Origin of the sequence: Moorena sp. SIO1F2 (genome assembly GCF_010672755.1) — a bacterium.
Classification (GTDB): domain Bacteria; phylum Cyanobacteriota; class Cyanobacteriia; order Cyanobacteriales; family Coleofasciculaceae; genus Moorena.
This window is the reverse complement of the sequence record NZ_JAAHFV010000003.1, coordinates 70,504-85,183: the sequence shown is the minus strand read 5'-3', so window position 1 is coordinate 85,183 and position 14,680 is coordinate 70,504. Positions and strand designations below refer to the sequence as shown.

Annotated in this window: 8 protein-coding genes; 4 read left to right on the top strand and 4 right to left on the bottom strand. The window is 45.1% G+C overall.

Features of this window, described 5'->3' with window-relative positions; translation table 11 throughout:
- Positions 1–3,570 (top strand): alpha-mannosidase, encoded by a 3,570-nt coding sequence (locus F6J94_RS00800; RefSeq protein WP_293035920.1) that lies wholly within the window; start codon positions 1–3, stop codon positions 3,568–3,570.
- An 823-nt stretch (positions 3,571–4,393) separates the two neighbouring features.
- On the top strand, positions 4,394–5,911 hold the full coding sequence (locus F6J94_RS00795; protein WP_293035919.1) for a serine/threonine-protein kinase: 1,518 nt from the start codon (positions 4,394–4,396) through the stop codon (positions 5,909–5,911).
- A 183-nt stretch (positions 5,912–6,094) separates the two neighbouring features.
- Here the strand turns inward: F6J94_RS00795 and F6J94_RS00790 are convergent, their stop codons facing one another.
- On the bottom strand, positions 6,095–7,363 hold the full coding sequence (locus F6J94_RS00790) for a cyclic nucleotide-binding domain-containing protein (protein WP_293035918.1): 1,269 nt from the start codon (positions 7,361–7,363) through the stop codon (positions 6,095–6,097).
- A 168-nt stretch (positions 7,364–7,531) separates the two neighbouring features.
- Positions 7,532–8,011, bottom strand: coding sequence for a GNAT family N-acetyltransferase (locus F6J94_RS00785; protein WP_293035917.1), 480 nt, complete (start codon positions 8,009–8,011; stop codon positions 7,532–7,534).
- A gap of 221 nt (positions 8,012–8,232) precedes the next feature.
- Between F6J94_RS00785 and F6J94_RS00780 the strand changes: the two genes are divergently transcribed.
- Both F6J94_RS00780 and F6J94_RS00775 read left to right on the top strand, forming a co-directional pair.
- Positions 8,233–8,421: a CPXCG motif-containing cysteine-rich protein gene (locus F6J94_RS00780; protein WP_071103615.1), complete on the top strand. Its 189-nt coding sequence runs from the start codon at positions 8,233–8,235 to the stop codon at positions 8,419–8,421.
- Between the two features lie 145 nt (positions 8,422–8,566).
- On the top strand, positions 8,567–11,485 hold the full coding sequence (locus tag F6J94_RS00775; RefSeq protein WP_367142141.1) for a VIT domain-containing protein: 2,919 nt from the start codon (positions 8,567–8,569) through the stop codon (positions 11,483–11,485).
- Here F6J94_RS00775 and F6J94_RS00770 read toward each other — a convergent pair.
- A complete protein-coding gene (locus F6J94_RS00770) occupies positions 11,463–11,999 on the bottom strand; it encodes a retropepsin-like aspartic protease (RefSeq protein ID WP_293035915.1) in 537 nt (178 codons plus the stop codon). The two genes, F6J94_RS00775 and F6J94_RS00770, sit on opposite strands and share 23 nt — an antisense overlap.
- A gap of 527 nt (positions 12,000–12,526) precedes the next feature.
- Positions 12,527–14,431 carry a hypothetical protein gene (locus tag F6J94_RS00765; protein ID WP_293035913.1) on the bottom strand — a complete coding sequence of 635 codons (1,905 nt, stop codon included), beginning with the start codon at positions 14,429–14,431 and terminating at the stop codon, positions 12,527–12,529.
- Positions 14,432–14,680 lie beyond the last annotated feature (249 nt).

The window sequence follows — 14,680 nt, the reverse complement described above, 5'->3', positions numbered from 1 at the left end:
ATGGATCAGATTAGGCTTATTGATGGGATTAATCATGCGATCGCAAAACTCCGTGCTTTAACTCAAACCAATGTTCAGCAGGGTTGGCGATACTGTAAAGAAGATATTCCTTATCCTGTGGCCACTCAACCAGAGTGCTGGAACAATTGGTCAATAGCCCAACGTAATGACAAGGATTACATTACTTGGTCTGCTGGAAGACAAGTGATCTGGTTGAGTCAACGATTCCTAGTGCCCCAGGATTTGCAGCGCTATCCTTTAGCTGGCTTAGGATTACGTTTAGTGTTGACGTGGTGGGCAGAATCGGCTCAGATTTTTGTCAACGGTCAGCTGGTACAAGAGGGGGATTTATTTGATTCCTCCACACGGATGCTGCTAAATCCAGCAGTAGTGCCAGGGGAAGAGTTTGCCGTAGCCCTCAGGTTGGTTAGTCCTGGTCATGATATCGGCGGATTAATGCGATCGCAAATCCTCTACGAAGCCACCAATGATATCGATCCAGGCTTTGTAGCTGATGAATTGACTGTCTTACAAAAGTATAGCGCTAGTTTTGAACCAGAACAATTAGGGACTCTAGCTAAGGCTGTGGCTGAGATTGATTGGGAAATGGTGTCACAGCCGACAGAATTTATGCGATCGCTTACCCGATTGCGCCAACAACTCAGTACAATTGAAAATTCAAACTTCAGAATTCAAAATAGTCAAAACTCTATCCAAATGCTAGGTCATGCTCACCTTGATTTGGCTTGGTTATGGCCAGTCAGCGAGACCTGGGACGTAGCTGTGCGTACCTTTGAATCAGTATTAAAGCTACAGCAAGAATTTCCAGATTTCACCTTTTGCCATACCACCCCTGCCCTTTATGCTTGGATAGAACAGCATCGCCCTGATTTATTTAAACGGATAAAACAACAAGTTGCAGCTGGTCGTTGGGAAATTGTGGGGGGGATGTGGGTAGAACCGGAATTAAACCTAATTGATGGTGAATCAATAGTCCGACAAATCCTCTATGGTCAACGTTACGTCCAGAAAACCTTCGGTCAGTTAACCACAGTGGCATGGGTAACGGATAGTTTTGGCTTCTGTTGGCAACTACCTCAATTACTCAAACAGGGTGGAATTGACTACTTCGTGACCCAGAAGCTGCACTGGAACGATACCACCAAATTTCCCTATGGTGCTTTCTGGTGGCAGTCTCCCGATGGCAGCCAAATCTTCAGCCTGATGTCTCCCCCTAACGTTGCTGGTGTGATGGATACAAATCCCATTACTATGGCAAGCTACGCCATTGATTGGGAAATTCAAACCTCACTCAAGGAGGCATTTTGGTTACCTGGTGTCGGAGATCATGGCGGTGGTCCCACCAGGGATATGTTACAAGTAGCAAGACGTTGGCAAAAATCCCCATTCTTCCCAAAGCTGGAATTTACCACCGCCAGTGACTATTTGTTGTTCGCGAAGCGTGGCCTTTTGGCCAAGGTTAGCGGGTTGAAGGTTAGTAGGTTGAAGGTTAGCAGGTTGTTCGCGTTCGCGCAGCGTCGGCTTTGCCGAAAGCGTGGCCTTTTGGCCAAGGTTGCAGGTTGTATTGAGAACCTTAGTGTCGGAAGTGTGGGGGAAGAAGAAATCAGAACAGAGGACAGCGGAGGGGGGAAAGGCCAAAGCCAAACCACTAAAGAGATTCCGGTCTGGAATGATGAACTCTATCTAGAATTCCATCGCGGTTGCTATACCACTCATGCTGACCAAAAGCGCTATCTACGTCGTTGTGAGGGGTTATTGTACCAAGCAGAACTGTTTGCCGCCCTGAAAACCATTGCGACAGGACAAGGGTATCCTAAGACTGAACTGGAGGAAGCCTGGAAAAAGGTGTTATTTAATCAGTTTCACGATATCTTACCAGGAACATCGATTCCGGAAGTCTTTGTAGAAGCTAATCAGGCTTGGCAGGAAGTCGAGGAGGTGACGGGGGAGATATTGGAGGAATCATTAAATGCGATCGCATCCAAGATCACCCTGCCACCACCACCGAAACCCCATGCTCAAGCCATTATTGTCTTTAATCCTCTCAATTGGCAGCGTTCAGAAGTAATTGCTATTTCTTTAGCTATTTCGTTACCTGTTTCTATACCGGTCGGGTCAATCGAATGGGAAGTGTATGACTGTTTTGGGGAAAAGATAGTCTCTCAAGTTAAGCACGATCAAGCCCAGCACATCCAAAACCATGACAATAACAATGACAATCTCTCCTATTCTCAAATAGAATTGCTGTTTCTAGCCAGTAATATTCCTTCGGTAGGATATCGTGTTTTTTGGTTGTGCAGCAATACTGAGCACTTGAAGTTAGAGCTACGTCCCGATTCCCGATTCCCGATTCCTGATTCCCGATTCCCGATTCCCGATTCCCGATTCCCGTTCCCCTCCTGGGAGGGGTTAGGGGTGGGTTCCAATCCCCGATTCCCAATTCCCGATTCCCAACTCCCGATTGAAGATTTCGTATTAGAGAATCAATACCTACGAGTGGTGGTAGACCCAGAAACTGGAGATTTAAGTAGTGTCTTCGATCAGGTTAATCAGCGGGAAGTGCTTAGTGGTCCTGGAAATCAGCTACAAGCTTTCGAGGATAGTGGTCAATATTGGGATGCATGGAATATAGACCCAAATTATGCTGACCATCCTTTGCCGAGCACTGAGCTGATCGGGATCGAGTGGATTGAAACCGGAGTATTGCGTCAACGTTTGCGAGTGGTGCGTCGGCTAATGCGATCGCAATTTTGTCAGGACTATATCCTCTCAGCAGAATCCCCAGTCCTCAAAATTGCCACTACCGTAGACTGGCAGGAACGCCATGTATTAGTCAAAGCTGCGTTTCCATTAGCCATTGATGCCGATTATGTGTCCTATGAGATGCCTTGTGGGGTAATTCAACGTTCTACTCGACCCCAAACCCCTGCTGAGCAAGCTAAATGGGAAGTACCTGCTCTGCGTTGGGCAGACTTGAGTGATCAAACCTATGGTGTCAGTTTGCTTAATGATTGCAAATACGGCTATGATGCCCAGGCTTCCCAATTACGTCTAACATTGCTTCGCTCTCCCACTTGGCCCGATCCTGAAGCTGATCAAGGCATCCACCAATTCACCTATGCTCTCTATCCTCATCAAGGCAATTGGCGTTCTGCAGATACGGTTAAGCTAGCATACCAGCTTAATTTACCATTTCTAGGGTTACTTTGGTCTCCCGCTAATAGTTCTATTTTCAGTAATAATGTCAGTAATAATAGTAGACCTTCTTTACCATCAACCGGACAACTATTAAATTTGTCAGCCAAGACTCTAATATTGATGGCACTTAAACAATCCGAAGATATCCCTGATCAATGGATTCTCAGGTGCTATGAATCTCATGGGGAGTCAGCGAATTTATCCTTAGTGAGTGATTTGGGATTAAAAGTAGTTCACCCAGTTGATTTATTGGAAAGACCTGTTAGTTTATCAGAAGCATCAGCTGATGGAAAAGTAGTTAAGATAGAGCCTTGGAAAATAACTAGTTTGGCAGTTAAATCCATAATTTAGAAGGGAGTCGGGAGTCGGGAATCGGGAATCGGGAGTCGGGAGTCGGGAGCTATAAAAATTTTTCCTATCTCGCTATCTCGCTATTTCCCCATCTCCCCATCTCCCCATCTCCCCATCTCCCCATCTCCCCATCTCCCCATCTCCCCATCTCCCCATCTCCTCAATTTCAATTTCAATTTCAATTTCAATTTCAATTTCAATTTCAATTTCAATTTCAATTTCAATTTCAATTTCAATTTCAATTTCAATTTCAATTTCAATTTCAATTTCAATTTCAATTTCAATTTCAATTTAAACAATCAATAAAATTACCTAAAATGTAATTACTATTCTATTGAATATAGACTGTACTGTGTATAAAACAAATTTTAAAAACTAAGAGCTTCGTGTCTTTGATTTCCTTCCTAGCACCCCTTGAAACAACTCGGCTTTTTTAAGGGGGATGGAAGGGGGTTAATTAGGCAGAGGGAGTAAGCATTCAGCGGTCAGCGCTCAGCGGTCAGCTTATTTTATTCAAGTGCGACCCGTGGCGAATTTAATAATTAGATGCGGAAAGCGCACCTAAGCATCTCAAGTAGCGTGGCCACAGGCCTTTAGCTGATAGCTGATAGCTGATAGCTGATAGCTGATAGCTGATAGCTTACCAGAGGGATTTAGGGTAATCATAATTTTTTGACAAACAATCTATTAGCAACAACCCCAATACTTCTGTAACTACTACAGGACATGGTTGATTGCTCTTATTCACAAGGATCCTTCTTTATACTATGTTGTATTCACCAAAAGCTATAGTAAAAGAACTGGCTTCAACGCCTACTACACTATGCTAGAATCTGGAAAAGTCCTCCAAAATCGCTATTACCTCCAGCAGCAGCTGAATGACAATCCAGTGCGCCAGACTTGGCTAGCACTGGATTCCGAGTCTGACACACAAGTCGTAGTCAAGCTTTTGGCTTTAGGTGGTCCCGTACAATGGGACGATTTGAAACTATTTGAGCGGGAAGCGCAAGTTCTCAAACAACTGGATCATCCTCGGATTCCCAAGTATCGGGATTATTTTTCCCTCGATGAGAGTATCCTATGGTTTGGACTGGTTCAGGAGTATATCCCTGGTCTATCCCTGAAACAGCAACAGTCTCAAGGGTTTAGATTCTCTCAGCAGCAGGTAAATACTATCGCAGCTGATATTTTAGAAATTCTTCAGTACTTACATCAGCTCAACCCCCCAGTCTTACACCGAGATATCAAGCCAAGCAATCTAATTTGGGGTGAGGACGAGCAGGTATATTTAATCGATTTTGGAGCAGTGCAGGCTCAACCAACTACTGCGGGTGCCACATTTACAGTGGTGGGAACCTATGGTTATACTCCCATGGAACAGTTTGGGGGTCAAGCTGTGCCTGCTTCTGATTTGTATGCCTTAGGGGTGACCTTGATTGAACTGCTGACTGGAGTGGCACCTGCTGAGTTACCTCAGGAAAATTTGCGGATTCAATTTCGTCAACTACTCGGTTCTACTGTTGAGCCTGGCTTGGTGACCTGGCTAGAGAAAATTACAGAACCAGCTGTGGAGCGCCGCTTCAGTGATGCTAAACAAGCTACTGAAGCCCTATACACTAACCCAGTGGTTCCATCAAACAACACCTCCCCAACTGGTCTGCCAGACACTGTTGTCCGTATTCATAAATCAGCAGAACAACTAATCATTGATATCCCCTCTCACTGGGAAATGATAGTGATGAAACCCTTCAAACATGCCCTAAAACAAGCTAGAGGGGTGGTAAAGGGGGTATTTTCTTACTCCCTACAGCGATTCAAGACCTTAGAAAAGTCTAGGCAAAACCGGATATTAGTTGGTGTTGGGTTGGGAGTAGTCGTAGCAATTTTACTTGATTTATTTAAGCACCTTATTGTTCAAATATTAGTAATTTTATTAGCAATTCCAGTATCATTACTGCCTTTAGCTATCCCATTTTTTTTAGTGATGTGGATAACATCATTAAACTCGGAAAAAGACTTTTCTGAGGCAGTTCGTATTTGTTTTGATAACAAAAAATTTGAAATTATTAAGGCATCCTTGAGCCGCAAAAAATGGGATCGAGGAGAAAACTCACAAATTAAAGAAGTTTATATTACTGCCTATCGGGATGCACAAGGCAGATACCATCGGGGGATTGCGATCACTACTCAGGTAGAACGACCATCACCCTTTGGTCAAAAATCCCAAACTTACATCTTTGGCGAACAATTACCAGAAGCTGAATTGAATTGGTTAGTTGAAGAAATCCGAGCTTGGTTGGATATCAAATCTAGTGATTCATCACCAAATCCAGAAGGTTGAAGGTTGTTCGCGTAGCGTGGCCGAAAGGCCAAGGTTTAAGGTTTACGATTGAAGGTTGAACGCGATGGACGAAGTCCCGCTTTCAGCGAACGCGTGGCCGAAAGGCCAAGGTTGACGGTTGACGGTTGAAGGCAAAATACAAAACCAATCAATACCGAAATTCAGCAAATCAGAACTCAGGACTTAGCTCATCGATGACATAAAAAATGCGATTAGAAACCCCATTATCGTGGATAAGACAACGGAACTGCCTCCCAATTCATAGGCTTCTGGCATCATGGTGCTAGCCAACATTGCCAAAATTGCTCCACCAGCAGTAGCCTGAGCTAAGGCGATGAATGATTCTGGGGTATGGCTTTCTAAAACATGACCTGCAACTGCACAGAGTCCGCACAGCATCACCGCCCCCATCCATAACCCAAGAATCTGAGTGGTTTTAGTTCCAGCTTGTTTCATCCCAGTAGCACTGGATAATGCTTCTGGAAAATTGGAGATAAAAACTGCTAGTAAAAATGACAAGCTGAAGTGAGAGTCCCCAGCATTCATACCGATAACTGCAGATTCAGGAATATTGTCAATCAAGGTACCGATGACAATAGCAAAAGGAGCAGAATTCTTAACTAATTTTTCTAGTATAGCTGGATCTTCTCTAATTAATAGATCCAGTTCTGCTTGAGCAATCAACTGTTGTCGCCAACGGTCTAACTTATGTTCTACTGCTACCCTAGAGTCAGTAGCAAATTGGAGTCGGCGTGCTAAGGAACGGCTGAGAGCCCAAGCTAAGTGGGGAGACCAACTCAGGACATGATTAAAATGTTCTTGGTGTAGTTGATATAACTCCATGGGAGTTTGGGCAATAACAGTGGCTGAACGGGGTTCTCCCGTTAGCAGTGACACTTCACCAAATACTTCCCCTGAACCCATAGTATTAATTAATTTTTTACCTCTGAAGACTTCCGCTTTTCCGTCCACAATCATATAGAGGTGATCACCAGGGGCTCCCTCCTGACAAAGAATATCTCCAGGTTGAGCATAGACTGGTTTGAGGTAGGGAACTATAGCTTGCTTTTCCTGGAGGGGAATATTTTGCATCACCTCCACGTGGGCAATCCGATTGAGTACATCGGATACCTGTTCCTGAGTATGTTCAATTAAATAGCGACGACTAGAGGCAGGTTTGCGTAGGAAACCACCGTGCTGGTCGATATATGTGGTGATTCCAGTAAACAGGCTACCCCCCACTAGGAATCCTAGCAGGAGGGGTAAAAATCCACCATTTTCGTAAGCAGGTATGGTGATTTCAAATGCGATCGCACAAATTAAGGTTCCACTACCAAATGCCATGATGGCAGCAGAAACAGTGCGGTTTGGCTGCCAGAAAACCCCAACTAAGGCTCCCAATGCCAAACTCGAAGCTCCTAATATACCTTGAAAAAATGCGGCGGTTGCCATAGGCGGCTGGCTGCTTCCAATACTGCTTATTTTATAGCTCCATACAATAGCTCGATACCAAGTATAAAGTCTGAAGACAAAAAGCATGGATGCCAAAAAATTCAGCCTTGGCCTTGGCCTTGGCCAAAAGGCCACGCTACGGGAATGGCCACGCTACGGGAACATACTTCATCCTTCATCCTTTCGTTGGTAGATCATGATGGATAGAGGAATACGCAATACTGTAGTTGCTAGTTTGGACAAGCCAAACTTAACTTTAAGGGATTTGGGTAAGTCTTGCCAGGATACTGACACAAAACCGAAACGGTTGTAAAATGGCGTCAACCAACCCATACATTCGAGATAAAGCGCACCGGCAGGCTGAGTTGCCTCTTTGATTAGATTTTCTATCAGATAACTCCCCAAGCCCTGATTGCGCCACTTAGGTGCCACAACCAAACTCCCCAATTCTTGGGCATCGGGAAAGTTGCGCAATTGTCCACAAGCCACCACACGCCCCTCAAATTCAATCACCCGAAACTGGGTCCAACGCAACTGGGTAGGCTCTAGTTTAGCCATCAGAATTAATTTAAGAATTGCCCAGGTATCCTTGGCACAGGCAGGGCGGAAAATACATCCTGGTGGTAACGATGGAGATGGTTTAGTCATCAGCTGTTGTAAATTGAATGTTTGTTCATGGTTGACCATCAACCGTCAACCGTCAACCGTCAACCGTCAAACCTCCACAAAAAACGACTCCACAAAAAACGACTCCACAACAGACCGTCAGCCTGTCAATTTATCAGTTACCCATTTCATAGGTTAGTTGTGATCTCCGTCAGCCCTGACTCAATACAATTATTGCTACACTCAAATAAAATTCTGACTGAATGCAAGAGACTGCTCAATATTCCTGTGCCTATTGTGGTGAAACCAATTTGACCTTTGTTGATCTAAGCGCTGGTGAACAGCAATCCTATATCGAAGATTGTCAAGTGTGCTGTCGTCCAAACATTTTGTATGTAAGGGTAGATCAAGAAACTCTCGATATTGAGATTGACAGCGATTATGATGGCTAACTAAAAGGCAGATTGACCCAAGTTCACTCTTGGTAAGGATTTATCATTAGATTTGTGGCTAGCATGGTGCGTCTACCCAAGACCTTGCTACTGATAGGGACAGTGGCGAAACTCACCGATTTGCTCAATCTTAAGGTAAATGCCCATGCCCACTCATGCACTATTATGCTCCAAGCAGTTGCTAGGGGGACTATACGTTAACGAAGACGAGGAACACTCGGTATTTCCTCTGAAACATACAGAGGTTTACGCCAAAATTACCGGTCACCTGTCACGGGTAGAGGTGATACAGACCTTTGACAATCCTTTCAGCGAACCCTTAGAAGCGGTCTATATCTTTCCACTACCGGATCAAGCGGCGGTGGATGAGATGGAGATTAAATTAAGCGATCGCATAATTGAGGGCAATATCAAAAAACGGGAAGAGGCTCAAACTATCTACGAGCAAGCTTGCAGTCAGGGGCGGACTGCGGGACTCTTAGAGCAAGAACGGGATAATATTTTTACTCAATCTCTAGCTCACATTAAACCAGGGGAGCAAATTGAGGTCACCCTTCGCTATACCGATCAGCTACAGTTCCAGGGAGGTAATTATGAATTTGTCTTCCCAATGGTAGTTGGCCCCCGTTTCATCCCTGGTACTCCCATTGATGAGAGTGGGGATACTGACTTTGTTCCCGATGCTTCCCGGATCACTCCACCCTTGATTCCGCCAGACATGCGCTCAGGTCATGACATTGGGGTAACCGTCGAGATTGACGCTGGAGTAGCAATTACAGAGGTTTATTCTACCTCCCATCAGATTAACATTGAACAACAGGGGCAAATCCTGCGGGTAAAACTGAGTCAGGAAGACACGATTCCCAACAAAGACCTGATTCTACGCTATGGGATTGCCAAGGAGCAAACTCAGACAACAGTACTTACCCACGCAGATCAACGGGGCAATCATTTTGCTGTGTATCTTATCCCCGCGTTGGACTATAGCACCGATGAGATTGTGCCAAAGGATGTGGTGTTCCTGATCGATACCTCTGGTTCTCAAATGGGGGATCCTCTGCTAAAGTCTCAGGAATTGATGCGTCGGTTTATTAATGGACTCAATCCGAAGGATACCTTTACCATTATTGATATTTCAGATACTGCTACCCAGCTATCTACCAAACCCTTATCGAATACCCCCCAAAACTGTAGAAAGGCGATTAACTACATCAATCAATTAAAAGCCAACGGTGGTACTTATTTACTCAAAGGTATTCGTAACTTGCTGAATTTACCGGCTGCACCAGAGGGACGACTACGGAGTATTGTACTGCTAAGTGATGGCTACATTAGCAATGAGAATCAGGTACTAGCAGAAGTACAGCAACAGCTTAAACCTGGAAATCGCATCTATAGCTTTGGTGTCGGCAGTTCTCCGAACCGCTTTCTGCTCAATCGCTTAGCTGAAATTGGACGGGGAATAGCTAGAATGGTGCGTCAGGATGAACCAACTGAAGCAGTAGCGGAACAGTTTTTCCGTCAAATTAATAACCCAGTGCTAACCAATATTCACGTTACTTGGGAAGGCCCAGGGGAAGCGATAATTTATCCCAATCCCACTCCGGATCTATTTACCCAGCAGCCTTTGGTTATCTGTGGACGCATTTCTCCCATTCAAGAGTTCCAGGCAGAACAGTTGCAGGTTAGCAAGTTGAAGGTTAAAGGTTTGGAGAATAACCAACCCGACTCGAATGCTACAGCTGATCGCGTAGCGTGGCCTACGGCCTTAGAACTTTCAACCAAACAACATTCAACCTTAACCCCAAACCAACCTTGGCCAAAAGGCCACGCTACGGGAACAACCCCTACTGGTACTCTCAGGATTACTGGTACTAGGGCGGATGGTAGTTACTACGAGAAAAGATTTAACCTCAATTTTGATCAAGCCGACAATCCAGCCATTGCCCAGCTGTGGGGTAGAGCAAGGATTAAACACCTGATGCAGCAAATGTTGAGCTGTGAAACCAAAGCTGGGGTAGAGGCAGTGACCGCAACAGCGTTGAGTTATCAACTATTGTGCCAGTACACCGCTTTTGTTGCTGTCAGTGATCAGGTGGTTGCAGGAGAAAGCCAGCTCGTATCGATGCAAGTACCAGTAACAATACCAGAAGGAGTTAACTGGGAAGGCATGATCAAAAGTACTTTTGCTAGTGCAATTCAGGATAGACTCAGGCTACAGAAGTGGCGTTCAGGGTTGAGAGCAGGGGATAAGGGCAGCACCAGACAAGCAGAAATTGACATCAATTCCAAATTCTTGCCTCATGACCAGGGGAAAAAGGCGACACCGAAGCACTCTAAGATCAACCGATCTTTACTGTTTTCCCTCTCTCCCTTGTCTTCTCCCACCGCCTGGTCTTCTCCTATGCCAAAGTCTGTCCTACCAATAAGTGAATATAGGAAATTGGGGGTTAAAACCAAAGCTTGGATTCAACAGTCAGAGTATAAGCAAAACAGGTACCAAGAATCTAAGCTAACTAATGATAATGATAATTTATATTCTGGCAATCAGGCATCAGAAATTATCCCTCAGGATTATATTACTTCTAAGACACTTCAGGATCGCATCACTGATAATGATAATCCCTATGATAACCATCAGGCATCAAAAATTATTACTGAGGACTATTTCGGCACTCAATCACCAGATAATTTTGAATTGACCTTGGTCTGTCCTAGATTGATTCAAAAGGTGAAGTCAGAGATATTAAGCTCAGCAGCAATCAGCCATCACAGGTTACAGTTGGTCAGAGTTAAGGGATTAGATGAAATAGGGACAACTTGTTTAACCCAACATCTGCAACGGTTGAACCTACCCCTAGGGGTAGCTGGTGAAATTGTCTTCGAGTTCCTAGTGCGTAGAGGTCGCGTGATCAGGGTGATGTGGGATGAAGCAGCCTCTACCCTGACCGAATCCCAAATGATTGATTTGATTAAGCGATCGCTTTCTTGTTGGCGAGTTCCCCAAACCTCTCTCAAGAGCGTGTGTTTAACCTTACGGATTAACGAAGGTGCAACTCAATGACATCTTGCTTAATGGTGAGATCATAATCTTGATAGAAATTGTGTCCTAGCAGTCCAATTGACAGGGATGGACTAACAGCAACCAGTAAGTTGTTAGCCACAATACCTCCTGCAGCAGCGGAGGTCAAGCGACCCAGGGGTACATCAATTCTACCATTAGCTGTATCCATCGTGGCAGTTCCTTCTGGCTTCAATGCCAAAGCTTTTGCCATTTTTGGGGTAATTGTCACGACGGATGCTCCTGTATCAACCACCATTTCAAAGGTTCGTTTACCATTAAAAGTGACATCAATTACAGGAGTGTTATAGACTCGGCGTTTGATCGGGATTGTAATCACTCCTGAACTCTTTTGCTTTGATATGCCGCAAAGTTTGCCAAGGTCAATCAGATTGCCATTGGCATCCCGCATGAAACAGGGTAAATCAATTTGAGCGTTAGAAACAGCAGGAGTGAGGGTGCTGGTTGTGATTAGAAATAATGTTGTTAATAGTTGGATTGGTAAATAGGGTTTCACCTGATTTATCTACTCCAGTATTTTTAATTAGTACAAACTTTTAGGAAAGATCAAGCATTAAGGCTGAATGGTTAATTATCACCTAATCCTAGATTACCCAGGGAAACTCTTAAACCAACACTACTTTTAGATAGAGTTTATAGATAGAGTTTATAGCTAATACCTAATAACTCAACTAGCAGATAGGGAATCTTTGTTGGCTCGTTATCGGTAAAAGTTTGGGGAGTTATACTGATAGCTGGCACCATTGCAAAAAAACTTAATAAAGCAAGTCATAACAATCGATTTCAGTACTGAAATCGATGCAGCAAGGCAACAGGGGAGCCAGCGCCAGCTGCACATTGAGCATCGGCCAGCAATCCCCACTGGGTCAGGGATTGCGCATTGCCGCACGCTACGCGATTGGCCGTAGGCCACGCTAAAAGCGATCGCCTTTGGTGCTCAAACAGTTGAGCGAACCATGGGCTTACTGCCTGTTGTCACTCTGTTTTTACTGTGCGATCGCACTCAAGTGTTGCCACTATCGGTTATTCAGAACTATCTTCGACTTTGGTGTTGGACTCAGACTGCCCATTCCCTACTGCCGGTTCTGCCGATATCTCTTCGACCACACTAGTTGATTCAGACTCCTCGGTCTCTACTGCTGGTTTTTCCGATATCTCTTCGACCACACTAGTTGATTCAGACTCCTCGGTCTCTACTGCTGGGTCTTCCGATATCTCCTCGACCACACTAGTTGACTCATATTCACTTGGTGTTACCGCTGGTTCTTCCGATATCTCTTCGACCACACTAGTTGACTCAGACTCCCCTGTCTCTACTGCTGGTTCTTCCGATATCTCTTCGACCACACTAGTTGACTCAGACTCCCCTGTCTCTACTGCCGGTTCTGCCGATATCTCCTCAACAACACTAGTGGACTCAGATTCCCTCGGAGCTACCACAGGTTCCTCTGATGTAATGTCCAGTTCCTCTAGCGCTTCAGGTGAGGGGCTAGGGGTGACAGCGGAACGTCCGAAGAAACTGCCAAAGCGACTCCAGATGTTTAATTTTGGCTTTTCTGACGGTTCAGGTAGAGGGGTTACTGATTCAGCGCCAGTAGTTGCTTCCTCAACTGGTACTGGGGTTTCAGTGGCAGGAACCAGCTCTTCTGCTTCCAAAGTTGTTTCCAGCTCAGGTAGGTTGGGCTCAACCTCAGGGGTTGCTTCCTCCAGAGTTATTGGCAGTTCAGTTGGTGTTAGTGATTCCTCTAGTTCTGGTATTTGCTCTGTTTCAGTAGGGGCTAATTCTCCTGGTGATGTAGTGTCTTCTTCTGTAGTTTCTTCTTCTGTAGTTTCTTGTTCTAGGGAAGTCGGTTCAGAGGTGAGAGGTTCTTCAACTATAGGAACAACCGAGGGTATTGGTGTTGGCTCTGGTGTTGGCTCTACTGTAGGTGAAGTAGTCAGTGATGGACTCGGAGCTGGTGTGACTTCTGGTACAGGTATTGGGGTTGGCGGTGGCTGATAGTTCGGGTCTACAATACCACCAGCTTGCTCAGCCGAGAGTTGACCTAGTACTAGCTGGGAAAGGGTGTCTTCACCGTTAGGCTGGTAGTTAATCACCTCTACTGTGTTGTTGAAAACATTCTTGACTGGGTTGCCCTGTTCATCCAGAAACTCTAACTCTACCCAGTTTTTGCCCTCTTTAAACCCTGTCAGATAAATCGATTCCCAACGGTCGAGTAGGAAACTTTGACCGTTGACAGTAACCCGAATATGCCAATCAACACTATCATCATCTAGATTGTCTTGAGCCACTAGCTGCAGAGGGGTATTACTCAAGGGCGTATTCGTCAAATAGAAGTCCAGCAGAATCGGCTCTGCTCCGTAGTCGCCTTTTGGAACGCTGTAAGTTAGGAGTGGCAGGGCTGGATCTGGGTTGTTGTCGTCAGTTTTAGTAAAGATATGAAATGTGGTCTGGGCATAGGCACCTTCATTTTTGAAGCTCTCATCCCAGGGGCGAGAGGCAAATGCCCGCAAGGTATGGGTGCCAGGGGATAAATCCTCTAGGATTAGAGGTTGGTCTAGGTCATAGATGGCTTGGAAAGGTTGGTTGTCCAGGATGACGTTCAGATGAGGACCTATACCTAGATCGGGATCTTGGAAAATTGGCAAGTCCTGAACCTGAAATTTCACTGATACTGTTGTATCTTCGAGCACCATGTCATCACCAGGTCTGACAATGATGACTTGAGGCTGGTAAGCCTCTAGGCTCTCACTAAGCTCTTGAATAGCTAGGGGTGGCCCTACTTCTGATAACTGATTAACTTGGTTGGTTTGGGAGCTGGCATCGATGCCAAACCGCTTCGATGTCTTTATGCGATCGCTTCCACAGGCCACCAGACCCCAAACTAAAATCGTTGTGATTAGGAAGAAAAAAAGTCTTTTCACCATGATTATCTGGCTGTTCCTACCCAACAAGCCATCTCCTTTGATCACCAGCCTTTAATCTTAACTTACAGGTTGACCTCTAGTCTTGCTGCTTGTCTAATGGTGTTGGTCTATGAGCGTTGGGGTTGCCTATTGGCAGGATGATCAAGTGTGTTCTCACTTTTTCCCTCTTGGTGCCCGTTCCCTTGGTTAGGGGATCTGCCCGGGGTCGCACCCCTGTTTCAAGTCTTCCGCTTTTTTATAAATATTCCG

Coding starts and splice junctions, on each gene's coding strand:
- F6J94_RS00800 (WP_293035920.1), top strand. CDS start 1: ATGGATCAGATTAGGCTTATTGATGGGATTAATCATGCGATCGCAAAA.
- F6J94_RS00795 (WP_293035919.1), top strand. CDS start 4,394: ATGCTAGAATCTGGAAAAGTCCTCCAAAATCGCTATTACCTCCAGCAG.
- F6J94_RS00790 (WP_293035918.1), bottom strand. CDS start 7,363: ATGGCAACCGCCGCATTTTTTCAAGGTATATTAGGAGCTTCGAGTTTG.
- F6J94_RS00785 (WP_293035917.1), bottom strand. CDS start 8,011: ATGACTAAACCATCTCCATCGTTACCACCAGGATGTATTTTCCGCCCT.
- F6J94_RS00780 (WP_071103615.1), top strand. CDS start 8,233: ATGCAAGAGACTGCTCAATATTCCTGTGCCTATTGTGGTGAAACCAAT.
- F6J94_RS00775 (WP_367142141.1), top strand. CDS start 8,567: ATGCCCACTCATGCACTATTATGCTCCAAGCAGTTGCTAGGGGGACTA.
- F6J94_RS00765 (WP_293035913.1), bottom strand. CDS start 14,431: ATGGTGAAAAGACTTTTTTTCTTCCTAATCACAACGATTTTAGTTTGG.